This window comes from Pseudomonas sp. R84 (assembly GCF_009834515.1).
In the GTDB taxonomy this organism is placed as follows: Bacteria; Pseudomonadota; Gammaproteobacteria; order Pseudomonadales; family Pseudomonadaceae; genus Aquipseudomonas.
The window spans coordinates 2677992-2701959 of sequence record NZ_CP019426.1; the positions used below are offsets into that span (position 1 = coordinate 2677992).

23 protein-coding genes and 1 riboswitch are annotated in these 23968 nt (G+C 60.3%); of the genes, 7 read left to right on the forward strand and 16 right to left on the reverse strand.

The genetic code is table 11. The features are described from left to right. Window positions 1–101: 101 nt before the first annotated feature. Entirely contained in the window at window positions 102–2390 is a 2289-nt protein-coding gene (metE, locus tag PspR84_RS12025; RefSeq protein WP_160057418.1) for a 5-methyltetrahydropteroyltriglutamate--homocysteine S-methyltransferase, read from the forward strand. 217 nt (window positions 2391–2607) lie between these two features. Next, on the forward strand, window positions 2608–3114 hold the full coding sequence (locus PspR84_RS12030) for a GNAT family N-acetyltransferase (RefSeq protein WP_160057419.1): 507 nt from the start codon (window positions 2608–2610) through the stop codon (window positions 3112–3114). Here the strand turns inward: PspR84_RS12030 and PspR84_RS12035 are convergent. The 4 genes from PspR84_RS12035 to PspR84_RS12050 all read right to left on the reverse strand — a co-directional run bounded on the left by PspR84_RS12035 (window position 3098) and on the right by PspR84_RS12050 (window position 7201). Then, window positions 3098–3862, reverse strand: a complete 765-nt coding sequence (locus tag PspR84_RS12035; RefSeq protein ID WP_160057420.1) for an ABC transporter ATP-binding protein — start codon at window positions 3860–3862, stop codon at window positions 3098–3100. The two genes, PspR84_RS12030 and PspR84_RS12035, sit on opposite strands and share 17 nt — an antisense overlap. After that, a complete protein-coding gene (locus PspR84_RS12040) occupies window positions 3859–4863 on the reverse strand; it encodes an iron ABC transporter permease (protein ID WP_174244502.1) in 1005 nt (334 codons plus the stop codon). Before PspR84_RS12040 ends, PspR84_RS12035 begins: the two co-directional genes overlap by 4 nt. 8 nt (window positions 4864–4871) lie before the next feature. After that, complete coding sequence (locus PspR84_RS12045; protein WP_160057422.1) at window positions 4872–5885, reverse strand: ABC transporter substrate-binding protein; 1014 nt, start codon at window positions 5883–5885, stop codon at window positions 4872–4874. A gap of 143 nt (window positions 5886–6028) precedes the next feature. Next, window positions 6029–6223: riboswitch (cobalamin riboswitch) on the reverse strand. Between the two features lie 42 nt (window positions 6224–6265). Next, complete coding sequence (locus PspR84_RS12050; RefSeq protein WP_160057423.1) at window positions 6266–7201, reverse strand: Ppx/GppA family phosphatase; 936 nt, start codon at window positions 7199–7201, stop codon at window positions 6266–6268. Between the two features lie 385 nt (window positions 7202–7586). Between PspR84_RS12050 and PspR84_RS12055 the strand changes: the two genes are divergently transcribed. Further along, a complete protein-coding gene (locus PspR84_RS12055; protein WP_007918027.1) occupies window positions 7587–7814 on the forward strand; it encodes a ParD-like family protein in 228 nt (75 codons plus the stop codon). Then, window positions 7811–8602: a type I methionyl aminopeptidase gene (map, locus tag PspR84_RS12060; RefSeq protein WP_160057424.1), complete on the forward strand. Its 792-nt coding sequence runs from the start codon at window positions 7811–7813 to the stop codon at window positions 8600–8602. The genes PspR84_RS12055 and map overlap by 4 nt, the downstream gene beginning before the upstream one ends. A gap of 200 nt (window positions 8603–8802) precedes the next feature. Here map and PspR84_RS12065 read toward each other — a convergent pair whose 3' ends face one another. The 5 genes from PspR84_RS12065 to ribBA all read right to left on the reverse strand — a co-directional run bounded on the left by PspR84_RS12065 (window position 8803) and on the right by ribBA (window position 14235). Beyond that, on the reverse strand, window positions 8803–9957 hold the full coding sequence (locus tag PspR84_RS12065) for an ABC transporter ATP-binding protein (protein WP_095050091.1): 1155 nt from the start codon (window positions 9955–9957) through the stop codon (window positions 8803–8805). A gap of 17 nt (window positions 9958–9974) precedes the next feature. Then, a complete protein-coding gene (locus tag PspR84_RS12070; RefSeq protein WP_122594265.1) occupies window positions 9975–10784 on the reverse strand; it encodes an ABC transporter permease in 810 nt (269 codons plus the stop codon). 6 nt (window positions 10785–10790) lie between these two features. Next, window positions 10791–11738 carry an ABC transporter permease gene (locus PspR84_RS12075; RefSeq protein WP_174244503.1) on the reverse strand — a complete coding sequence of 316 codons (948 nt, stop codon included), beginning with the start codon at window positions 11736–11738 and terminating at the stop codon, window positions 10791–10793. Further along, window positions 11735–12760, reverse strand: a complete 1026-nt coding sequence (locus PspR84_RS12080) for an ABC transporter substrate-binding protein (RefSeq protein ID WP_127926899.1) — start codon at window positions 12758–12760, stop codon at window positions 11735–11737. Before PspR84_RS12080 ends, PspR84_RS12075 begins: the two co-directional genes overlap by 4 nt. Before the next feature lie 365 nt (window positions 12761–13125). Further along, on the reverse strand, window positions 13126–14235 hold the full coding sequence (gene ribBA / locus PspR84_RS12085; RefSeq protein ID WP_160057426.1) for a bifunctional 3,4-dihydroxy-2-butanone-4-phosphate synthase/GTP cyclohydrolase II: 1110 nt from the start codon (window positions 14233–14235) through the stop codon (window positions 13126–13128). A 68-nt stretch (window positions 14236–14303) separates the two neighbouring features. Between ribBA and PspR84_RS12090 the strand changes: the two genes are divergently transcribed. Continuing rightward, window positions 14304–14600, forward strand: coding sequence for a DUF1330 domain-containing protein (locus PspR84_RS12090; RefSeq protein ID WP_160057427.1), 297 nt, complete (start codon window positions 14304–14306; stop codon window positions 14598–14600). A 125-nt stretch (window positions 14601–14725) separates the two neighbouring features. Here the strand turns inward: PspR84_RS12090 and PspR84_RS12095 are convergent, their stop codons facing one another. The 7 genes from PspR84_RS12095 to PspR84_RS12125 all read right to left on the reverse strand — a co-directional run bounded on the left by PspR84_RS12095 (window position 14726) and on the right by PspR84_RS12125 (window position 20068). Further along, window positions 14726–15289 (reverse strand): NUDIX hydrolase, encoded by a 564-nt coding sequence (locus PspR84_RS12095; protein WP_160057428.1) that lies wholly within the window; start codon window positions 15287–15289, stop codon window positions 14726–14728. Between the two features lies 1 nt (window position 15290). Further along, entirely contained in the window at window positions 15291–16055 is a 765-nt protein-coding gene (locus tag PspR84_RS12100) for a GntR family transcriptional regulator (RefSeq protein WP_053121182.1), read from the reverse strand. A gap of 42 nt (window positions 16056–16097) precedes the next feature. Then, entirely contained in the window at window positions 16098–16502 is a 405-nt protein-coding gene (locus PspR84_RS12105; RefSeq protein ID WP_160057429.1) for a carboxymuconolactone decarboxylase family protein, read from the reverse strand. Between the two features lie 134 nt (window positions 16503–16636). Further along, complete coding sequence (locus PspR84_RS12110; protein WP_016984497.1) at window positions 16637–17122, reverse strand: flavin reductase family protein; 486 nt, start codon at window positions 17120–17122, stop codon at window positions 16637–16639. A gap of 12 nt (window positions 17123–17134) precedes the next feature. Continuing rightward, window positions 17135–18616, reverse strand: a complete 1482-nt coding sequence (locus PspR84_RS12115) for an aldehyde dehydrogenase (RefSeq protein ID WP_160057430.1) — start codon at window positions 18614–18616, stop codon at window positions 17135–17137. Beyond that, window positions 18613–19446, reverse strand: coding sequence for an alpha/beta fold hydrolase (locus PspR84_RS12120; RefSeq protein WP_160057431.1), 834 nt, complete (start codon window positions 19444–19446; stop codon window positions 18613–18615). Before PspR84_RS12120 ends, PspR84_RS12115 begins: the two co-directional genes overlap by 4 nt. Before the next feature lie 31 nt (window positions 19447–19477). Further along, window positions 19478–20068 carry an amino acid synthesis family protein gene (locus PspR84_RS12125; RefSeq protein WP_007917992.1) on the reverse strand — a complete coding sequence of 197 codons (591 nt, stop codon included), beginning with the start codon at window positions 20066–20068 and terminating at the stop codon, window positions 19478–19480. 436 nt (window positions 20069–20504) lie between these two features. Between PspR84_RS12125 and PspR84_RS12130 the strand changes: the two genes are divergently transcribed. Both PspR84_RS12130 and PspR84_RS12135 read left to right on the forward strand, forming a co-directional pair. Continuing rightward, window positions 20505–21548, forward strand: a complete 1044-nt coding sequence (locus PspR84_RS12130) for a YCF48-related protein (protein WP_160057432.1) — start codon at window positions 20505–20507, stop codon at window positions 21546–21548. Continuing rightward, on the forward strand, window positions 21545–23929 hold the full coding sequence (locus PspR84_RS12135; RefSeq protein WP_160057433.1) for an RND family transporter: 2385 nt from the start codon (window positions 21545–21547) through the stop codon (window positions 23927–23929). The genes PspR84_RS12130 and PspR84_RS12135 overlap by 4 nt, the downstream gene beginning before the upstream one ends. Window positions 23930–23968: the final 39 nt, after the last annotated feature.

The following is a 23968-nucleotide window of genomic DNA, read 5'->3' on the forward strand; positions in this document are numbered from 1 at the left end:
CATGAGGGAAACTCGTGTTGATCAAGATTAAATTGAGTTTGTCTCACTAGCGACCGATGCCGACAATGGCCGCCATCAACAGAACATTGGAGTTGTTTGTTATGGCACTGGCCCATTCCCTTGGATTTCCGCGCATCGGTCGCGACCGCGAACTGAAAAAAGCGCAAGAGGCGTTCTGGAAAGGAGAACTGAACGAGGCAGGCCTGCGTGACGTCGGTCGCGAGTTGCGCAAGGCCCATTGGGACTTGCAGAAAAACGCCGGCATCGAGTTGCTGCCGGTTGGCGATTTCGCCTGGTATGACCAGGTGCTGACGCACTCGCTGATGTTCGGCGTCATCCCCGAGCGCTTCCGTCCGCATGACGGCAAAGCCAATCTGCAGACCTTGTTCGCCATGGCCCGTGGTGTCAGCGACAGCTGCTGTGGCGGTGCACACGCCCAGGAAATGACCAAGTGGTTCGACACCAACTATCACTATCTGGTCCCGGAATTCAGTGCGGATCAACAGTTCCAGTTGGGCTGGGAGCAGTTGTTCGAAGAAGTCGAAGAAGCCCGTGCACTGGGCCATAACGTCAAACCGGTGATCATCGGCCCGCTGACGTATCTGTGGCTGGGCAAGGCCAAAGGCGCCGAATTCGACAAGCTCGAACTGCTTGATCGTCTGCTGCCACTGTACGGGCAGATCTTCGCGCGTCTTGCCGCCCAAGGCGTCGAGTGGGTGCAGATCGACGAGCCGATTCTGGTGCTCGACCTGCCGCAGGAATGGAAGAACGCTTTCGAGCGGGCCTACAACCAGATTCAGCGGGATCCGCTGAAGAAGCTGCTGGCGACTTACTTCGGGGGCCTGGAAGAAAACCTCGGCCTGGCCGCCAACCTGCCGGTCGACGGTTTGCACATCGATCTGGTGCGCGCACCAGAGCAATACCCGACCATTCTTGATCGTCTGCCGGCCTATAAAGTGTTGTCCTTGGGCGTGGTCAATGGCCGTAACGTCTGGCGCTGCGATCTGGAAAATGCCTTGGCGACTTTGCAGCATGCGCACGAGCGTCTGGGCGATCGTCTGTGGGTCGCGCCGTCCTGTTCGTTGCTGCACAGCCCGGTGGATCTGGGCCGTGAAGACAAGCTCGATGCCGAGTTGAAAAGCTGGCTGGCCTTTGCCGTACAGAAGTGCGAAGAAGTGGCGGTGCTGGCCCAAGCCGTCAACCAACCGGAAGCGCCGAATGTGCTGCGTGCCCTGACCGAAAGCCGTTCGGTGCAGGCCGCCCGCGCGGCGTCGCCACGTATTCACAAGCCTGCCGTTCAGGCTCGGGTTACCGCTATCACGGCCAAGGACAGTCAGCGTCAGTCGCTGTTCGCCCAGCGCATTGCCAAACAGCGCGCTGGCCTGGACCTGCCGCTGTTCCCGACCACGACGATCGGTTCGTTCCCGCAAACCGCGTCGATCCGCCTCGCTCGTCAGTCGTTCAAACAGGGCAAGCTGACCAAAGCCGAATACACCGAAGCCATGCACAGCGAGATCCGTCACGCAGTGGAAATCCAGGAGCGTCTGGGCCTCGATGTGCTGGTGCACGGTGAAGCCGAGCGCAATGACATGGTCGAATACTTCGCCGAGCAGCTCGACGGTTATGTGTTTACCCGTTTTGGCTGGGTACAAAGTTACGGTTCGCGTTGCGTTAAACCGGCGGTGATCTTCGGTGACCTCAGCCGCCCGAAAGCCATGACTGTCGAGTGGATCCGCTACGCCCAAGGCCTGACCGACAAAGTCATGAAAGGCATGCTGACCGGCCCGGTGACCATGCTGATGTGGTCGTTCCCGCGTGAAGACGTGAGCCGCGAAGTGCAGGCCCGACAACTGGCCTTGGCGATCCGCGATGAAGTGGTCGATCTGGAGGCCGCCGGCATCAAGATCGTGCAGATCGACGAAGCGGCCTTCCGTGAGGGGCTGCCGTTGCGTCAGGCGCAGTGGCAGCAGTATCTGGACTGGGCGACGGAAGTGTTCCGCCTGTGCGCCTCGGGCGTGCGCGACGAAACGCAGATCCACACGCACATGTGCTACAGCGAGTTCAACGATGTGATCGAATCCATCGCGGCGATGGATGCCGACGTGATCACCATCGAGACTTCGCGCTCGGACATGGAATTGCTGGAGGCGTTCGAAGCCTTCGCTTACCCGAACGACATCGGCCCGGGCGTCTACGACATCCACTCGCCACGCATCCCGGATGCTTCGGAAATGGCTAATCTGCTGCGCAAGGCTGCCAAGCGGATTCCGGCTGAGCGCCTATGGGTCAACCCGGATTGCGGTTTGAAAACCCGTGGCTGGCCGGAGACGGAAGCGGCGCTGGTGCACATGGTTACTGCCGCCCGGCAATTGCGTAAAGAGTTGACCTGACACCTTAACCACCTGAATAAACACAACCCCTTGTAGGAGTGAGCCTGCTCGCGATAGCGGTGTGTCAGTCAACTCATCGGTGACTGACACACCGCTATCGCGAGCAGGCTCACTCCTACAGGGGTTGTGTATGTATTTTCAGAAACGGGAATTCTCATGGCATCGCCGAAAAGCTGTTGCTACTGTAGTCAGCCGCAGTTCAGGTATTTGCCGCTAAATGAGTGATCAACCCGTTATCCAGACTGTGTCCGACGCAGACATTCCTGAAGTTCTGGATTTTGTTCTAAAGGCCCGTGCCGAGCTTTTTCCCAAGCTCAGCGCGACCGGTATGCCTGACGATCTGGCGCGTTTTGCCGAGGTTTATCTGCGTGGGGCAGGGCGCTTTCTGATTGCTCGCCATGAAGGGCACATCGTCGCGTCCATCGGCTATCTCCCTTACGACCGGCGCTTCCCGCACTTGCCCTATCCGGACCTTGAAGTGGTGGAAATCGTCCGTCTGTTTGTCCTGCCATCGCAGCGCCGCTCAGGGCTGGCCGGTGCGATATATCGATCACTCAAAGACCTGGCACTCGCCGACGGAGTCGAGGTGATCTACCTGCACACCCATCCGTTTCTGCCGGGGGCCATCGAGTTCTGGCAGCGGCAGGGCTTCGAGATAATCGATGTCGACGCTGACCCGGTCTGGCAAACAACCCACATGCACAACGTCATGAGTGAAATCTGAGAATCTGCGCCCCATCGAACGGGTCCGTCAGGTAATGCGCCCTGACCCCGAAAGTGTCTTGTAACCGCTGCGGTGTCAGCACTTCCAGCGGCGCGCCCAACGCCACCAGCCGCCCGCGCTCAAGCACTGCCAGGCGATCACACTTGAGCGCCTGATTGAGATCATGCAGAGCGATCAGAGTGGTCACCGGCAACGCTTGCACCACGTTGAGAATGGTCAGTTGATGCTGAATGTCGAGGTGATTGGCCGGCTCATCCAACAGTAGAATTTGCGGGCGCTGGGCCAATGCCCGAGCAATGTGTACCCGTTGCCGTTCGCCGCCGGACAGGCTGCGCCACAGACGCGTGCGCAGGTGCATTGCGTCAACGTCGGTCAGCGCCTGCTGAACAATCGCGTCGTCCGCCGCCGACCATGGTTGCAGCGCCGACAGCCAAGGCGTGCGCCCCAACGCCACCGCATCGAACACGCGAATGCCGTCGTCGGTGTCGGCCTGCTGTTCAACCACCGCAAGCTTTTGCGCAATGCTGCGCCGGGCCATTTTGCCCAGGCGCTGACCTTCGAGCAGGACCTCGCCAGCGCTCGGTTCGCGCAGCCCGGCCAGCAGTTTAAGCAGGGTGGATTTGCCGGATCCATTCGGCCCGACGATGCCCAGGGTTTCGCCGCGCTGAACTTCAAGGCTGACACCGCTGAGCAACTCGGCGCCGCGCACTCTGAAGCTCAGACCAGAACAACTCAAAACACTATTCATCGAGCGGACCTGCGGCCAACCAGAATCAAGGCAAACACCGGCGCGCCGACCAGCGCGGTAATCACCCCGACCGGAATCACCTGGCCCTTGATCAACGTGCGCGACAACACATCGGCAGCAATCAGAAACACCGCGCCGCCCAACGCACTGGCCGGCAGCAAACGTGCATGCCCGGTGCCGAGCAACAGCCGTGCGGCGTGGGGAATCACCAACCCGACAAAACCGATCGAACCGACAATCGACACCATCACCGCCGTCACCAGCGCCGCGCAGCCAATCAACAAAATCTGCACACGTCGCACCGGAATGCCGAGGGATGCCGCCGAATCCGCACCAAAGGTAAACGCATCCAGCGCGCGACGATGCCACAGGCACACGACCAAACCGAACACGGCCACCGGCACCGCCAGCCATACCGACGGCCAGCGCACGCCGCCAAGATTGCCCAGCAGCCAGAACATGATCCCGCGTGCCTGTTCGGAACTGGCCGAGCGGGTGATCAGAAACGCCGTGAGCGCGTTGAACAGCTGCGAGCCGGCGATCCCGGCAAGAATGATCTGCCCGGTGCCGCTGGCCGAACCGCTGACTCGCGCCAGCAGAATCACCAGCACGAACGCCGTGACCGCGCCGGCGAAGGCACCGACTGACAGCGAGATCATCCCGGCGCCAACACCGAGCAGCGCCACCATCACCGCTCCGGTCGAGGCGCCGGCAGAAATCCCCAGCAGATACGGATCGGCCAACGGGTTGCGCAACAGCGACTGCAAAATCACCCCGCACGTCGCCAGTCCGGCACCGCATGCGGCCGCGACCAGTGCGCGGGTCAGGCGGTAGTTCCAGACGATGCCTTCGTCGATAGGATCCAGCGCGTACCCGGCGCCGCACAATTTGTTCGCCAGTACTTGCATCACCACGCTAGGTTCAATCGACGTCTCACCAATGGCCACGCCAGCAACCACTGCAATCAACAGCGTCGCCAAAGCCAGCAACGTACGGATCAGGCTGGCACTCATTGTGGCAGGTCATAGCCGTTGATGGCCGTGGCCAGTTGCTCGATGCCGTCGAACATGCGCAGGCTCGCCTGCATGGCCATGGCGTCGAGAATGATGATGCGGTTGTGTTTCACCGCGTCCATGTTGCGTGTCACCGGGTCGCTGCGCAGGAAGGCGAGTTTCTTTTCATAGTCGTCAGCGGGAAAGCGTCGACGATCCATGCGCGCGATGACCAGGAAGGTCGGGTTGGCTTTGGCGATGGTTTCCCAGCCGACCGTTGGCCACTCTTCATCGGACGCCACCACGTTACGCACGCCGAGGGTGCTGAGCATGAAATCGGGAACGCCTTTGTGCCCGGCCACGAACGGCTCGATGTCCATTTGTGCACTGGAAAACCAGACCAGCGCGCTGGCGTCCTTCAGCTGTTTGCCTTGGGCGGTGGCAATCGATTTGGCGAGGCTGGCCTTGAGCTCGTCGTTAAGTTGCTGGCCACGCTCCTGAACATCGAAGATCTGCGCCAGTTGGCTCACGCTTTTATAAATCGTCTCGATGCGAAACGGCGCCAGTCGCGTGCCATCGGCGCCGACGAGGTTGTCCTTGGCCTCACAATCGGAGGGCAGCAGGTAGGTCGGAATCTTAAGTTCATGAAACTGCTCGCGGGTGCCCACCGCACCTTGTGGGCCGACCATCCACTCCAGTTCAACGGCAACCAGTTCCGGGCGCTTGCCGATCACCGATTCGAAACTCGGCTCGTTGTCGGCCAGGCGCTGGATCTTGTCGTCCTGCGCTTTGTACTTGGCCAGCACATTGTTGAACCACAGTGAGGTGCCGACGACTTTATCGCTCAGGCCCATGGCGTAGAGCATTTCCGTGCCGGCCTGGCCGATGGTCACGGTGCGCATCGGTGCGTGCTGGAAGGTCAGGGTGCTGCCGCAGTTGTCGATCGTCAGTGGATAGGCCGTCGGGGCCGCCTGCGCCATGGCGCAAAGGCTCAGGCCGGTAATGAGGGTGGCGATGCGGGGCAGCAGCATGGGGCAGTCTCCGAGGGAACCGTACGGGGAGCGGGAGAGTACGGATCGGAAACACATCTTCGAACGCAGTCAGGGCAACCGCGCAAGGCCGGGCAGCAAACAAAGACGCGCACGGCACGATGTCCTTCCCGGACACCCCGCCGGTTAGTAGTCACTGTGCCGGCAGGTCTCCTGACTGATGCGTCATCGCCTGGCTCCGGCCTTCCCGGGGTTCACCCAGTGGCAGTCGTGGAGCAGGCTCGGCACCTACAGTTGCGGGGGCAGTTCCGATCAATGCTGTGCAAGCACCTCGGATTCCCTGTTAGTCCCGTTCGGGAACCAGCGGCGGCATGTTAGTCGATCGAGCCGCTGAAGGGGAGACGAATCTGTCGTGGCGCGGATTAGTGCTGGCTCATCAAACCGTGCAATACGCCCAAACGCAGACCCGGTTCGGAGGGCACCATCTGCGCGATGCCGAACACTTTGAACGCCGCCAGCATCAGCACCAGACCACCGGGCAGAATGCTCTGGCGGTGCGCTTGCAGACCGGTCAGTTTCAGTTGCTGGACGTTGTTCACTTTCAACAGCAGCAGCGACAGGCGTAGTAGCCCGCCGTAGGTGATGCCGTCCTGGCCGAAGTCATTCAGGTGGTTGGCCTTGAGCACTTTGGCGAGCATGCGCGCAGTGCCGGAAGAGCCGATGGTTTGCTGCCAACCCTGAGCACGGTAACGCCGGGCAACTTTTTCAAACTGCAGGATGGCGAAGCGTTCGGCTTCCTGCAGCGCGCCGGCGGACACATCGCCGCCGCGAAAAAAGCGCGTGCTCAAGGTGCCGCTGCCGATGGCGATGCTTTCGGTGAGCAACGGTTGCGCACCCTGACCGAGGATCAGCTCTGTGGAGCCACCGCCGATGTCGACCACCAGGCGCAGGTCTTCAGCGCTTGGCAAGGCATGGGTCACGCCGGCGTAGACCAGCCGCGCCTCTTCATGGCCGCAGATGACGTCGATGGGAAACCCCAGATGCCGTTCGGCACTGGCGAGAAACAGCTGCGCGTTGTCCGCTTCACGCACCGCGCTGGTGGCCACCGCGCGCACCCGGCCGGCCTCGAAACCGCGCAGTTTTTTGCCGAACCGCGCCAACGCCTGCCAGCCGCGATCCAGCGCCAACGTGTCCAGCGCGCCACCGTCAAATCCTTCGGCGAGGCGCACCGGCTCACGCAGGGTTTTCACTTCCTGAATCTGCAAGCCCTTTCGACTGCGCACCGACTGGCCGATCATCAGGCGAAAGGCATTCGAACCCAGGTCGATGGCGGCAAACAGCGAGGCGTCGTCTTTCATGGGAATCCTTGCAAAGCGCCCGTCGGGAGGCGCGAGACGGTTTGCGAGGATTCTGCCGTGATCTTGATGACATCCTGATGACGGGGCAGGGGCGGTTCAGTGAATGTGTGGCTGTCATGACACTGTCATTATCCGGCGTTTATGCTGAGGCCAATACATCGCGTGTTCTTAAAGTTTTTGCTGCCATTTTTGGCAGCTTTTTTTTGCCCAAAATTCAGCGAAATCCCTGTAGGAGCTGCCGAAGGCTGCGATCTTTTGACTTTGTTTTTGGAGAGCAAGATCAAAAGATCGCAGCCTTCGGCAGCTCCTCCAAGGGTCGTATTTGCAATTTTTAATAGAGGTTGGCTAATATACGATCTATATACACATCGTATATGGTTCATATATGGGCATCGTAAAGATTTCAGAGGACATGCACGAGAACCTGCGCATCTCCAGCAATGCACTCAGCCGCTCGATCAACGCGCAGGCCGAGCACTGGATGCGCATCGGCATGCTCGCCGAACTGCACCCCAACCTCGACCACAGCGCCATTTGCCGCTTGCTGATCCGCGCCGAACAGAACGGCGGGCTGGATTTGCAACAACTGACTCAGGAAGCCGTCAGCGCATGAGAAACCAGATCAAGATCAACACCCCCGCCGACATCGCGCAATCGCGCGCTGCCGGCAAACTCGCCGCTGAAGTGCTGGCGATGCTGGTGCCGCACGTCAAGGCTGGCGTCACCACTGATCAACTCGACAAACTGTGCAACGACTACATCGTCAACGTGCAGAAAGCGGTTCCGGCCAACGTCGGTTATCACGGTTTTCCGAAAACCGTCTGCGCGTCGGTCAACGATGTGGTCTGCCACGGGATTCCGTCGGGCACTCCGCTGAAAGATGGTGACATCGTCAACCTCGACATCGCGGTGATCAAGGACGGCTGGTTCGGTGATACCAGCCGCATGTACGTGGTCGGCGAGGCGACACCTGAGGCGCAGCATCTGATCAAGACTACCTATGACGCCATGTGCGCGGGGATTCGCGTGGTCAAGCCAGGCGCCACCTTGGGCGATATCGGCCACGCGATCCAGACGTTGGCGGAGAAGGAAGGCTTCAGCGTGGTGCGCGAGTATTGCGGGCACGGGATCGGCAAGGTCTATCACGATGAGCCGCAGATTCTGCATTACGGCTTTCCCGATCAGGGCATGAAGCTTAAGGCGGGGATGATTTTTACCGTAGAGCCGATGCTCAATGCCGGCAAACGCCATGTAAAGAACATGCCGGATGGCTGGACCGTGCTGACCAGGGATGGCTCGTTGTCGGCGCAGTGGGAGCACATGGTGGCGGTGACGGAGACGGGGTTTGAGATCCTGACCGTGTGGCCGGATGAGATTGAAGGCTACCGCGCTATTGTCTGATACCGCGTCGACTGGTTCCCTCACCCTAGCCCTCTCCCAGAGGGAGAGGGGACTGACCGGGTTGATTGGACAAGTTACACCGACCTGAGAATGCAGCGTCGAACTCAGGTTTTGAACAACATGGAGATCGGCTCCCTTTCTCCCTCGCCCCTGGGGGAGAGGGCTGGGGTGAGGGGGTAAATCTCACAGGCAACACGCTATCAGTGAGCGCCGGCAGCCTTGTTCAGGTCGCTTTCGGTCCATTCGGTGTAGACGCAGGCGTCGGCAGTGGCCCAGCGCACTTGCACTGGGTCGCCAGCCTTGAGCGGCATGCCCGCCGCCGACAGTGCTTTCACCGTCATCGACGTGCCGCCCGAGGTGACTACGCTGCAGGTCTGGCTCTCACCCAGAAACAACACCTCCACGACCTTCGCTGAAACCTCATTCCAGCCCGACGGCAGCGGTTCGCTGATTGCTTGCGCCACGCTCAAAGCCAGTGCCTTTTCCGGCCGCACCATCAGCAAAACGTCCTGATCGGTGTGCAACCCAGCGGTCAGTCGAATCGACAATGACTGCCCTTCAAACGAAGCCGCCGCATTGCCCTGCGCCTTGAGCTTGAGGAAGTTCGAATTGCCTAGAAACGACGCCACAAACGCATTCGGCGGATTCTGATACAGGTCATAACCGCTACCCAGACCAACAATCTTGCCGTGACTGAAAATCGCGATGCGTTGCGACAAACGCATGGCTTCTTCCTGGTCGTGGGTCACGTAAACAATGGTGATGCCCAGGCGACGATGCAGTTGGCGCAGTTCATCCTGCAGATCTTCACGCAGCTTTTTATCCAAAGCACCGAGCGGTTCGTCCATCAACAGAATGCGTGGCTCGTAAACCAGCGCCCGGGCAATGGCGACACGTTGCTGCTGGCCGCCAGACAGTTGCGAAGGGCGGCGATGGGCGAACTGTTCCAACTGCACCAGTTTCAGCATCGCATCGACACGCTTGTCACGCTCGGCAGCGGCCAGTTTGCGAATCGCCAACGGGAAGGCGATGTTGTCGCGCACCGACAGATGCGGAAACAGCGAATAGCGCTGGAACACCATGCCGATGTCACGCTTGTGCGGCGGCACGTTCACCAGCGATTGGCCGTTAACGAGGATCTCGCCGCTGCTCGGCGTTTCAAACCCGGCGAGCATCGACAGCGTGGTGCTTTTGCCCGAGCCGCTGGAGCCGAGGAAGGTCAGGAACTCGCCGTCCTTGATGTCCAGCGAGATGTTGTCGACGGCGGCAAAATCACCGTAGTGCTTGTTCAGGTTGCGCAGGCTGACCAGGGGTTTGTCGTTCTGCTGGGAAGCGTCTTTGATCACGGCACTCATGTCGTACTCCTGGGCGCTCAGGCGCTGATTTCGTTGCGCCGGCGCAATGCGGCGGCGATGACCATGACCAAAACAGACAAGCCGATCAGCAGCGTCGAGGCGACGGCGATCACTGGCGTCAGGTCTTGGCGCAGGGTGGTCCACATTTTCACGGGAAGGGTTTGCAGGGTCGGGCTGGCCATCATCACGCTGAGCACCACTTCGTCCCACGAAACGAGGAAGGCGAAGAGGGCGCCGGCGACCATGCCCGGACGAATCGCCGGAAAGGTCACTTTGAATACCGCTTGCAGGCGTGAAGCACCGCAGATCACCGCCGCGTCTTCAATCGACTGGTCGAACAGCTTCAGCGAGTTGATGATCGAGATGATGGTGAACGGCAACGCGACGATCACATGGCTGACGACGAAGGCGAACATCGTCCCGGTGTAACCGAGCTTGAGGAACAGCGCGTACACCGCCACGGCGATGATCACCAGCGGCACGATCATCGGCAGGGTGAACAGACCGTAGAGCATTTCCCGACCGGGAAAGCGTCCGCGCACCAGCGCAAACGCCGTCGGCAAACCAAGGGCCACGGCAAAGATCGTCGTCAGCACAGCAACCTTGAGGCTCGCCGCTGCAGCGTTCATCCAGTCCGGGTTGGAGAAGAACTGGCCGTACCATTTCAGCGTCCAGCCCGGCGGTGGAAACACCAGCCACTGCGACGAACCGAACGACAAAAGCACGATGAAGACGATCGGCAACAGCAGGAACAGACCGATCAGCCCGGTGGTGGCGTAGAGGCCGAAACGCATGCGCCGGCTCATCGCATTGGGGGTCAGGAGCATGTCGGCTTACCTCGCGTTACTGGCGCCAACCGGGGATTCCGGCTGAAGCTTCAGGTAGAAGTAGAACAGCACCAAAGTGATCGCGATCAGCAACGCGGCGCCGGCACTGGCCAGGCCCCAGTTGAGGAACGATTGCACCTGCTGAATGATGAACTCCGGCAGCATCATGTTCTGCGCCCCACCAAGCAGCGCCGGGGTGACGTAGTAACCGAGCGACATGACGAACACCATCAGCCCACCGGAGGCCAGACCCGGCCGGCACAGCGGCAGGAACACCCGGAAGAAGTTGGTCCATGGGCTGGCGCCGCAGATCGATCCGGCCTGCAGGATCATCGGATCGATGGCCTGCATGGTCGCCTGCAACGGCAGCACGATGAACGGGATCATGATGTAGCTCATGCCGATCACTACGCCGGTGAGGTTATGGACCATTTCCAGCGGTTGATCGATGATGCCCATCGCCATCAGAGCCTTGTTGATCACGCCCGACGCTTGCAGCAGCACCAGCCACGAATACGTGCGGGCGAGCAGGCTGGTCCACATCGACAGCAGCACGATGTTGAGAATCCAGCGTCCCCAGCCGCGCGGCACCAGAGTGATCGCCCAGGCCAGCGGAAAGCCCAGCAACAGGCTGAACAGCGTCACCAGCCCGGCCACCGAAAAGGTGTTGAGCAGGACGCGGGCATAGGCCGAGTTGGCGAACAGTTGTTCATAGTTGCCGAGGCCTGGCGTCGGTTCGAGCACGCCGCGCAACAGCAGGCCAATCAACGGCGCGAGAAAGAACAGGCCGATGAACAACAGCGCCGGGGCGAGGTTGCCGGCGCCGCGCCAGCGTTGTCTGAGTGACGGGGCTTGCTGCATCGCAACCGCCTGTGTTCCGTGGGCCGAACCGGCAGCGCTTGCGGCGCTCCCGGTGGCAGTGGAGGGACGGGACGCGGTGGCCGCCATTTTCATTTGACCAGCCATTCGTTCCACCGTGTCGCGATGGCCTGGCCGTTTTTGGCCCAGTACGCGAAATCAAGAGTGATCTGATCCTTAGCGTAGGCAGTCGGCAGGTTGGGGGCCAGCGTCGAATCCAGACGCTCCACACTGTCGAGGTTGACCGGGGCGTAGGCGGTCAGGTTGGAGAAGTCGGCCTGGCCTTTGGCGCTGCTGGCGGCGGCGAGAAACTTCATCGCCGCGTCCTTGTTTTTCGAGCCTTTAGGGATGACCAGAATGTCGGCCATGACCAGGTTCTGTTTCCAGCTCACGCCGACCGGTGCGCCGTCTTCTTGCAGGGCATGAATGCGACCATTCCAGAACTGGCCCATGCTCGCTTCACCGGACGCCAGCAGTTGCTGCGACTGCGCGCCGCCGCCCCACCAGACGATGTCTTTCTTGATGGTGTCGAGTTTCTTGAAGGCGCGATCCAGGTCCAGCGGGTAGAGCTTGTCAGCCGCTACGCCGTCGGCCAGCAGCGCCAGTTCAAGCACGCCAGGGCTTGGCCATTTGTACAGGGCGCGTTTGCCGGGGTAGGTTTTGGTGTCGAACAGGGCGCTCCAGTCCTGCGGTTTGTTGGCGCCGAGTTTGCCCTCGTTGTAGCCGAGGACGAAGGAGAAGAAGAACGAGCCGACGCCGTAATCGCTGACGAAACGCGGGTCGATCTTGTCGCGCTGGATCACTTTGAAATCGAGGGGTTCGAGCAGGCCTTCAGCGGCGGCGCGCAGGGCGAAATCGGCTTCGACATCGACCACGTCCCATTGCACGTTGCCGCTCTCGACCATGGCTTTGAGTTTGCCGTAGTCGGTCGGACCGTCCTGCACGACGGTGATGCCGCTGGCCTTGCTGAACGGATCGGCCCAGGCCTGTTTCTGCGCATCCTGGGTGCTTCCGCCCCAACTGACGAAGTTCACGCTTTCGGCCGCCATTGCAGCCTGGCCGGTGACGCTGAGCAGTCCCGCAAAAAAGATCGCGGTTGCAGCTTTGTTCAACACCATGTTCACGCCCTCATTGTTGTGTTTTTGAGCGGGCTTGCGTTGTTGCCCGCCTGTCGGGAGCAGTAGCTGGACGTTCATTGGAGCGTCCGGTCTATGGAATATCATATTATGGTATTCCAAACTTTGTGCAAGCACTTTGCCTTACCGGTTATCTGGCCGGGCGGTTATTTGATGCGTTCGGCTTGGATGTTTTTTGTGAATGTTAGATCCAGCCCCTCACCCCAGCCCTCTCCCTTCGGGAGAGGGGGCCGATCGGAGGCTGTTCAAAACCTGAGTTCGGCTCGGTATCTCAGGTCGGTGTATAGCGTTCAAACAACCCGGTCAGCTCCCTCTCCCTCCGGGAGAGGGCTGGGGTGAGGGCAGCTTCACTCGGTAAACGGAATACTCTCGACCACTTCCAGGTCATACCCCGTCAACCCCGCATACTTCAGCGGCGGGCCTAGGTGACGCAGTTTGCCAACCCCCAGATTCTGCAAAATCTGCGCCCCAGTCCCCACCTCGGAATAAATCCGCGATTGCGAACGGCTGAACTGCCTCGGCGGCTGAGTCAATTGCGGCACCCGCTCCAGCAACGCCTGCGAAGACTCGTGATTGGCCAGCACCACAACAACCCCATGCCCCTCAGCCGCAACCCGTTGCAGCGCCGCCCATAGCGTCCAGTTGGTCGGCCCGCTGTATTGCGCGCCGACTAGATCACGCAGCGGATCGATTACATGCACACGCACCAGTGTCGGCTCTTCACGGCGCAGATCACCCATGACCATCGCCATGTGCACGCCGCCCTCGATGCGATCCTCAAAGGTGATCAAACGGAACGTGCCATGCACCGTCGGCAGCTCGCGTTCGCCAATCCGTTCGATGGTGTGCTCGGTGCTCAGGCGATAGTGGATCAGGTCAGCGATGGTGCCGATCTTGATCCCGTGCTTGCGCGCAAACACTTCCAGATCCGGGCGCCGGGCCATGGTGCCGTCGTCGTTCATCACCTCGACGATCACGGAGGCGGGGGTGAAACCGGCCAAACGCGCCAGATCGCAACCCGCTTCTGTGTGACCCGCGCGAGTCAGCACGCCACCTTCCTTGGCGCGCAGCGGGAAGATGTGCCCCGGCTGCACCAGGTCTTCGGCACGGGCATTCGGTGCGACGGCGGCGGCGACCGTGCAGGCGCGATCCGCCGCCGAAATGCCGGTTGTCACGCCAACCGCCGCTTCTATCGACACGGTAAACGCGGTGCTGAACACGCTGCCATTGGCCGGGACCATTTGCTCCAGGCCCAAACGCTGGCAATGTTCGTCAGTCAATGTCAGGCAGATCAGCCCTCGCGCTTCTCGGGCCATGAAACTGATGGCCTCGGGCGTGCAACGGTCGGCGGCCAGCAACAGGTCGCCTTCGTTTTCGCGGTCTTCGTCATCGACCAGCAAAACCATTTTGCCGAGACGATAATCTTCGATGATTTCTTCAATGCTGTTGAAGGCCATGCTGGACTCTCAGGGTTCGTTGGAAATATATTGGTATACCATAATACAAAATCAACAGAGAGGTCACTATGAAGGCGTACTGGATTGCTCATGTGGATATAGCCGATGCCGATCACTACAGCCAATACACCCAGCGCGCGCCGGCAGCCTTCGCTGAGTTTGGCGCGAAGTTTCTGGCCAGAGGCGGGCGCAGCGAGGCGATGGAAGGGCGCGAGACGCCGCAGCGCAGCGTGGTGATCGAGTTCGAGAGCTATGAGAAGGCTGTGGCTTGCTACCACTCGGCGGCGTACCAGGAGGCGAAAAGTTATCGGGAAGAATGGGCGAGGGCGGAGATCATCATCGTTGAAGGCATCGCCCCAGTTTAAGCCACACCACAAAACCCCTGTAGGAGTGAGCCTGCCCGCGATAGCGGTTTATCAGTCAAAATTTTCACCGACTGACACACCGCTATCGCGAGCAGGCTCACTCCTACAAAGAGCGGGCTGCGTTGTCAGCGGATGAAGTGGATCTTGCCGCTGTCGTCATTGCCCATGTAAATCCCGTACACCCCAGCCTGGCGCTCTTCGATATAGCGTTCGAGAATCTGCCGGATCGCCGGGTAATAGATCTGCTCCCACGGGATGTCTTCCGGCGCGAAGAACTTGTAATCCATGGTCTCGGGCCCGTACTGCCCGGTGATCTCCAGCGCGATCGCGCGGAAGATGATGTACACCTCGCTGATCTTCGGCACGCTGAAAATCGAATACGGCGAGACGATTTCCGCACGCACGCCGCTTTCTTCCCAGACTTCTCGGAGGGCCGCTTGCTCGGTGGTCTCGCCGCTTTCCATGAAACCGGCGGGCAGCGTCCAGGTGCCCGGGCGCGGTGGGATCGCCCGTTGGCACAACAGGTATTTGCCGTCCTGCTCGATGATGCAGCCGGCAATGATCTTCGGATTGACGTAGTGGATGTAGCCGCAACCGCGACACATCAGGCGCTCGTGCGTATCGCCCGCTGGTACCTGCTGACCGAGGTCAGGGCCGCCGCATTTCGGGCAATAGCTCGGGCTGAACATATCAGTGACCTATACGCGGTTCTTTCAGCGCGATCGGCAGGGTCATGGCCGGCGTGCCTTTAACGACAGAGCCGGTCTCTTCCTGCTTGCGCTTGAGATAGTCGAGCGCTACCGCAGCGGCAGCGCGAACGTGATCAACACAGGCCTGATGCGCCACCAGCGGATCACCGCTCTTGATCGCTTCGACCATTTTTTCCATTTCCTGATTACTCGCGCCGCGACGGTTTTCCTGCGACACCGAGGTCGCGCGCAAGTAGCTGATGCGCGCCTGCAACTGACGCAGCTGAGTCGCCGCGACATGGTTGCCCGAGCCTTCCAGCAGCACATCGTAGAAGCCCTGCACCGAGTCGATCACCTGTTGCAGTTCGCCGTCCTTGAGCGCCTTGCGATTTTCGTCGAGGGCTTTTTCCAGGGCTTTGATGTCCTTGGCCTTGGCACGCAGGGTGAACAGCTGGACGATCAGGCCTTCCAGTACGCAACGCAACTCGTAGATATCGACGGCGTCGGCCAACGTGATGATGGCGACACGCGGGCCTTTGGCATCGGCGAACTCGACCAGACCTTCGGATTCCAGGTGACGCAAGGCCTCGCGCACGGAGGTGCGGCTGACGCCAAGGCGATCACACAGATCGCGCTCGACCAGACGATCGCCGGGCATGAGCTGGAAATTCATGATCGCGCTACGCAGTTTATCCAGCACGATTTCGCGCAGGGTAACGGGGTTGCGATTGACCTTGAAGCTGTCGTCGAGTGGCTGGCGTTTCATGGGGTCCGCTCTTTAAGTTGGCTGTCCATGCCAGACGGGCATCTAAACAGCCGAGGGGTTGACTGAGGCTTCGGCGTCGGCTTCGGCAAAGGCTTCACGGGCCAGCCGGAAACTGTCCACGGCTGCCGGAACGCCGCAATAAATGCCGACCTGAAGCAGAATTTCGCGTATTTGCTCACGACTCAGGCCGTTACGCAAGGCGCCACGCACATGCAGCTTGAGTTCATGCGGACGGTTGAGCGCCGAGATCATCGCCAGGTTGATCATGCTGCGCTCCTTGAGCGACAGACCGTCGCGACTCCAGACATGGCCCCAGCAGTATTCGGTGACCATTTCCTGCAGAGGGCGGGTGAAATCGTCGGCGTTGTCGATTGAACGCTGAACGTAGGCTTCGCCGAGCACCTGCGTGCGGATCTTCAGGCCTTTTTCATACTTTTCGTTATTCATCATTCCTCCTGTGACCACAGATCCCTTGTAGGAGTGAGCCTGCTCGCGATAGCGGACTGACATTCAACATGGATGTCGACTGATCCACCGCTATCGCGAGCAGGCTCACTCCTACAGGGTTTTGTGTGAATCCGTCAGGCCAGGGTTGGCAGGGGCCCGAGCTTGCCTTTGTGGTAAATCATCGGTGTCACCGGTTGCGCGGGCAGGATCAGGTTCTTCACCGCGCCAACAATGATCGCGTGATCACCACCGTCGTATTCCCGCCACAACTCGCATTCGATGATCGCCGTGGCCTTGGCCAGAATCGGGTTACCCAACTCGCTCAAATGCCACTCGATGTCCTTGGCCTTGTCCTTGCCCTTTCCGGCGAAGGCGTAGGCCTCAGCTGTCTGGTCAGCGGACAGCAAATGGATCGCAAATTTCTTGCTGTCACGCAACACCGGATACGTGTCGGAAGCATAGTTAGGGCAGAACAGCACCAGCGCCGGATCAATCGACAGCGCACTAAAAGCGCTGGCGGTGATGCCGACGATCCCGCCTTCGGGGTCAACGGTGGTGACCACCGTGACGCCGGACGGGAACGAGCTCATGACGTCTTTGTAAATGCCGGGTTCGATCATTTCGCAGGACTCCTAGCGCATCACAAACGGATCAGGCATTGGCGCCTGGGAAAGGTTGATCCACACCGTTTTCAGTTCGGTGTAGGCCAGCACCGAATCGATGCCGCTTTCGCGTCCATAGCCACTATTCTTGAAGCCGCCGATCGGCGCCATTGCCGACACCGCACGGTAAGTGTTGACCCAGATAATCCCCGAGCGCACATCGCGAGCGAGGCGGTGAGCACGGCCCAGATCGCGGGTCCAGATGCCGGCGGCGAGGCCGAACTGCGAGTCGTTGGCGATCGCCAGCGCCTCGGCTTCATCTTTGAAGCGAATCACCGAAGCCACCGGGCCGAAGACTTCTTCCTGCATGATCTTCATCGAATTGCGGTCGCATTCGAACAGCGTCGGCTCGTAGAACCAGCCTTCGCCGAGATCCGTTGGCCGCTTGCCGCCAGTACGCAAACGGGCGCCTTCAGCTATGGCATCAGCGACCAGACCTTCGACCACCGCCAGTTGCTGCGCGGTGGCCATCGGGCCCATCTCACTGTTGTCTTCTTGCGGGTTGCCGATGCGGATGCGCTGGGCGCGTTCGACCAGTCGATTGACGAATTCGTCGTAGATTTCGTCCTGCACCAACAGCCGTGAACCCGATACACAGCTCTGCCCGGACGCGGCATAGATCCCGGCAATCGCACCGTTGATCGCGCTGTCCAGATCGGCGTCGGCGAAGATGATGTTCGGCGACTTGCCGCCCAGTTCCAGCGACAGCTTGGCGAAGTTCTCGGCGCTGCTGCGCACCACATGCCGGGCCGTCGCCGCGCCGCCGGTGAAGGCGATCTTGCGGATCAGCGGATGGCGGGTGAGGGCGGCGCCAGTGCTCGGCCCGTAACCGGTGACGACGTTGACCACACCCGGCGGAATCCCCGCTTCGAGGGCCAGACGCGCCAGCTCAAGAATGGTCGCCGAGGCGTGCTCGGACGGCTTGATCACAATCGTGTTGCCAGCGGCGAGGGCCGGCGCCAGTTTGATTGCGGTCAGATAAAGCGGGCTGTTCCACGGAATGATCGCGGCTACCACGCCCATCGCTTCGTGCACGGTGTAGGCGAACAGATCGGGCTTATCCAGCGGCAGCGTGCCGCCTTCGAGCTTGTCGGCCAAACCGGCGGTGTAGTGGAAGAACTCCGGCAGATAGCTGACCTGGCCACGGGTTTCGCGAATCAGCTTGCCGTTGTCGCGGCTTTCCAGCTGCGCCAGTTGTTCCTTGTTTTCCGCGATCAAGTCACCGAGACGACGCAGCAATTTGCCGCGTGCGGTGGCGGTCAGACCGCGCCACGCCGGGCTGTCGAAGGCGGTTTGTGCCGCTTGCACGGCGCGTTCGACGTCCGCCTCATCAGCGTCGGGCAGTTGGGCCCAGGCTTGCGCCGTGGCCGGGTTGAGGCTTTCGAAGGTCTTGCCGGAGAGGGCGTCGACCCATTCTCCGCCGATGCACATCTGGAAGCGTGCGAGCGTCATGCAACGATCCCCTTTATATGGTTTTGTCGGGAGTGTGCGAATTGGAGAAATTCCAGCAGTGTCTGATTGACCAGACGCGGCGACTCTACGGGCATCATATGCCGTTGCTCAGACAGCACGGCAACCTTCGCACCGGGGATGCGTCGGGCCAGTTGCTCGGCCATTTCCGGGGTCGAACCCGGATCGAGTTCACCGGTGGCGATCAGCGTCGGCGCCTGAATGCTGCCCAGGTCGTCGGCGCGGTACATGTCTTGGGTGGCGAACAATTCGTAAGTGGTCAGATAGCCTTGCGGATCATTGCCGGCAAGGGTCTGGCGAATCGCCGCGATCTGCGCCGGGTTGGCCGCCTGATATTCGCGACTGAACCAGCGTGACAGCGCCGCTTCGGCATTGGCGTCCGGGCCATGCTCGGCCGCTTGCGCGGTGCGCGCGATGACGCCGGCACGCTGTTCTTCGCTACGATTGAACACGCTGTTCAAGACCACCAGGCTTTGCAGGCGCTCCGGGTAATGCAGGGCAAAGGCCCGCGCGACCAGACCGCCCATGGAGAAACCGATCACCGCTGCCTGTGGCAGATTCAGGTGATCGAGCAACTCCAGCAACTGATCGGCGTAACCGAGCAGGGCGGTGCCGCTGGCCGGTCGCGGACTGGCGCCATGACCGAGCATGTCGTAGGCGATCACCCGATATTGGCTGGACAGGCCGACAATCTGCCCGCCCCACATTTCTTTATTGAGGCCCACGCCGTGGATCAAAACCACGGGCTGGCCTTGGCCGGTCGCCAGGTAACTGGTGCCAGCCGGGGTGAGTTCAGCGGTGAGCCGAATCATGGAGCGCTCCTGCAATGCCTTTTTATTGTGATTACTGGGCTTTTTCGGCGGCCAGTTCTTCCAGATCGATGTAGCGGTTGCCGATGCGCGGGTGCAGGCGACCACCGTCGGCGCAACCCAGCACGACGACGATTTCGTCGGCACGCGGCGCGTCTTCGATCTGCATTTCCAGAGTGATGTAGTGCGAACGCTGACCTTCGTCGTCCTTGTGCATCATCGGGATCTGAATCGAGGTGCCCGGGCCGCCGCGCTTGTTGGTGAAGCTCAGGTAGCTCTTGGCGTTGACGGCTTCGCGGTAGTGGTTGCCGAAGCGCAGGGTGTGGATCACGGCGGAGGCGTGTTCGATCTCGCCGTCGGCACCGACCACGGCCGCTTTACCGTAGGCCTCGATTTTTTCCGCACCACCAATGATGCCGACCAGACGCTCAACCATCAGCGCGCCGAGGTCGGAGCAATTGGCGCGGATCTGCGGCTTGAGGTCTTCAACGAAACCGTTGCCCACCCATGGGTTTTTCATCACCACGGCCAGGCCGACCATGGTCACGGGTTTGTCAGTGGCCTTGCCGCCTTCAATGAAGGTTTCTTCGACATAGCTGACGATCTTGCGAATTTCGAAACTCATGAGCTGCTCCGTAGGTGTATTGAGAGTGTCTGTGCGTCTGATGGTATACCATAATACCGATCGTGCAAGTCCCCTCGATGACTTTTGCCGCATCACCCCGGCGAATGGTCATGTATTCAACTCCCAAAGCCCCCACAACCCCTGTAGGAGTGAGCCTGCTCGCGATAGCGGTGTGTCAGTCAATGATTTCTTACCTGATACACCGCTATCGCGAGCAGGCTCACTCCTACAGGGGAATCCGTCGGCAATGCGGTTAACAAAAGATAACGTGGCGCCGATTGTCAGACGTTTCGAAAGCCCGATAGGATGAGCCAGCTTCCGAAGTGGCTCTGGATTGCGGGTTTCAGGACTATGCTCCTGAGCAGCCATCAGCGGAGCACACTTGCGGCGCCCTTGAAGGCCAGATGGCCTAACAATAATAAATAGGGGAAGGTCTATGAGTCGTTGCCGCCCGCCGGCGTTACGCAACACCGCGTTGCTGGCCACAGCACTCTCTCTGCTGGGCTTTGCCACGTTATCGGCACCGGTGATTGCCGCCGAGGCGCCAGCCGACGTGGTCTACGCCACCGAATCCGCCAAAGCCGCGAAAAGCCTGATTCTCGATGTTGTCCACGCCGGCAAACGGTTGGTGGCGGTCGGGGATCGCGGGCACATTCTCTATTCCGATGACCAGGGCAAAACCTGGACCCAAGCCAAAGTGCCGACCCGGCAACTGCTGACAGCGGTGTACTTTGTCGACGACAAGCACGGCTGGGCGGTCGGCCACGACGCGCAAATCCTCGCCAGCGCAGACGGCGGTCTGACCTGGACCAAACAATTCGAAGACCTCAAACGTGAATCGCCGCTGCTCGACGTCTGGTTCAAGGACGTCAACAGCGGCCTCGCCGTGGGCGCGTACGGCGCGCTGCTGGAAACCACCGATGGCGGTAAAAACTGGCAAGACGTCAGCGACCGCCTCGACAACGAAGACCAGTTCCACCTCAACGCCATCGCGGCGGTGAAGGATGCCGGGCTGTTCATCGTCGGCGAGTCGGGCAGCATGTTTCGCTCCGCCGACGACGGCCAGACCTGGGAAAAACTCGAAGGCCCGTACGAAGGCTCGCTGTTTGGCGTGATCGGCACGGCACAACCGCAAACCCTGCTGGCCTACGGCTTGCGCGGCAATCTTTATCGCTCCACGGATTTCGGCAGCACCTGGGAGCAGGTCGAACTGAAAGCTGCACGTGGGGCGCTGGAGTTCGGCCTGTCAGGTGCGACCCTGCTCGAAGACGGCTCGATCGTCATCGTCGGCAACGGCGGCTCGGTGATCAGCAGCAGTGACAATGGCGAGACCTTCAGCGTGTTCAACCGTCCGGACCGCATTTCGCTGTCATCGGTCACTGCGGCCGGCGACGGCAACCTGATTCTGAGCGGGCAGGGCGGCGTTCACACCACACTGCCGAACGGTGCCGAGATCAATAACAAGAAGGCGGGGCTATGACTTCCTTGATCACTCCTCAGCAGGACAAGGCGACGTTTCTTGAACGCCTGATCTTCAACAACCGCCCGGCAGTAATCCTGATCTGTCTAGTGGTGAGCATTTTCCTGTTCTGGCAGGCCACGCTGATCCGGCCTTCCACCAGTTTCGAAAAAATGATCCCGCTCCAGCATCCGTTCATCGAGAAGATGATGGAGCACCGCAACGATCTGGCGAATCTCGGCAATACCGTGCGTATTTCGGTGGAAGCCAAGGACGGCGACATCTTCTCCAAGGAGTACATGGAGACCCTGCGGCAGATCAACGACGAGGTGTTCTACATCTCCGGCGTCGACCGCTCCGGCCTGAAGTCGCTGTGGAGTCCGAGCGTACGCTGGACCGAAGTGACCGAAGAGGGTTTTGCCGGCGGTGAAGTGATCCCGCAGAGCTACAACGGCTCGCAGGACAGCCTCGATCTGTTGCGTAACAACGTGCTCAAGTCCGGTCAGGTCGGGCGTCTGGTGGCCAACGACTTCAAGTCGAGCATCGTCGACATTCCGCTGCTGGAGTCCTACCCGGATCCGGAAGACCAGGGCAAGTTACTGGCGCTGGACTACCGCAAGTTCTCCCATGAGCTTGAAGACAAGATCCGCAACAAGTTCGAAGCGCAGAACCCCAACGTCAAAATCCACATCGTCGGTTTCGCCAAGAAGGTCGGTGACCTGATCGACGGTCTGGTGATGGTGGTGCTGTTCTTCGGCATCGCCTTCGTCATCACCCTGATCCTGCTGCTGTGGTTCACCAACTGCGTGCGCAGCACCATCGCCGTATTGAGTACGACGCTGGTGGCGGTGGTCTGGCAGCTCGGCTTGATGCACTTCTTCGGTTTCGGACTCGATCCGTATTCGATGCTGGTGCCGTTCCTGATCTTCGCCATCGGTATTTCCCACGGCGTGCAGAAGATCAACGGCATCGCCCTGCAATCCAGCGAGGCCGACAACGCACTGACCGCAGCGCGGCGTACCTTCCGGCAACTGTTTCTGCCGGGGATGATCGCGATTCTGGCGGATGCGGTGGGCTTCATCACGCTGCTGATCATCGACATCGGCGTGATCCGTGAATTGGCCATTGGCGCGTCGATCGGCGTGGCGGTGATCGTGTTCACCAACCTGATTCTGCTGCCGGTGGCGATTTCCTATGTCGGCATCAGTAAACGTGCGATTGCCAGGAGCAAGAAGGACGCCAACCGCGAGCATCCGTTCTGGCGCCTGCTGTCGAACTTTGCCAACCCGAAAGTCGCACGCATCTCGGTGCTGCTGGCGCTGATCGCCTTCGGCGGCGGCCTCTGGTACAGCCAGAACCTGAAAATCGGCGACCTCGACCAGGGCGCGCCGGAACTGCGTCCGGACTCGCGCTACAACAAAGACAACAACTTCATCATCAGCAATTACTCCACCAGCTCTGACGTACTGGTGGTGATGGTCAAGACCAAGGCTGAAGGCTGCTCGCGTTATGAAGCCATGGCGCCGATCGATCAGTTGATGTGGAAGATGCAGAACACCGAGGGCGTGCAGTCGGCGATCTCGCTGGTGACCGTGTCCAAGCAGATGATCAAGGGCATGAACGAAGGCAACCTGAAATGGGAAACCCTGTCGCGCAACCCGGACGTGCTGAACAACTCCATTGCCCGTGCCGACGGCCTGTACAACAACAGTTGCTCGCTGGCGCCGGTGCTGGTGTTCCTCAACGATCACAAGGCCGAAACCCTCGATCGGGCGGTACATGCGGTGCAGGAGTTTGCCCAGGAGAATAACAAGGACGGTCTGGAGTTCATCCTCGCCGCCGGTAACGCCGGGATCGAAGCGGCCACCAACGAAGTGATCAAACAGGCTGAGCTGACCATCCTGATTCTGGTGTACATCTGCGTGGCGGTGATGTGCATGATCACCTTCCGTTCGTGGGCGGCGACCTTGTGCATCGTCCTGCCGCTGGTGCTGACCTCGGTACTCGGCAACGCGCTGATGGCGTTCATGGGCATCGGCGTGAAGGTTGCGACCTTACCGGTGGTGGCGTTGGGTGTGGGGATTGGTGTCGACTACGGCATCTACATCTACAGCCGTCTGGAAAGTTTCCTGCGTGCCGGGTTGCCGTTGCAGGAGGCCTATTACCAGACGCTGAAATCCACCGGTAAAGCGGTGCTGTTCACCGGCCTGTGCCTGGCGATCGGCGTGTGCACCTGGATCTTCTCGGCGATCAAGTTCCAGGCCGACATGGGCCTGATGCTGACCTTCATGCTGCTGTGGAACATGTTCGGTGCGCTGTGGCTGCTGCCGGCACTGGCGAAGTTCCTGATCAAGCCGGAGAAACTGGCGGGGCAGAAGGGCAATTCGCTGTTTGCGCATTGATCTGAAGCGCTGAAACGACAAAGCCGCAACCTTAGGGTT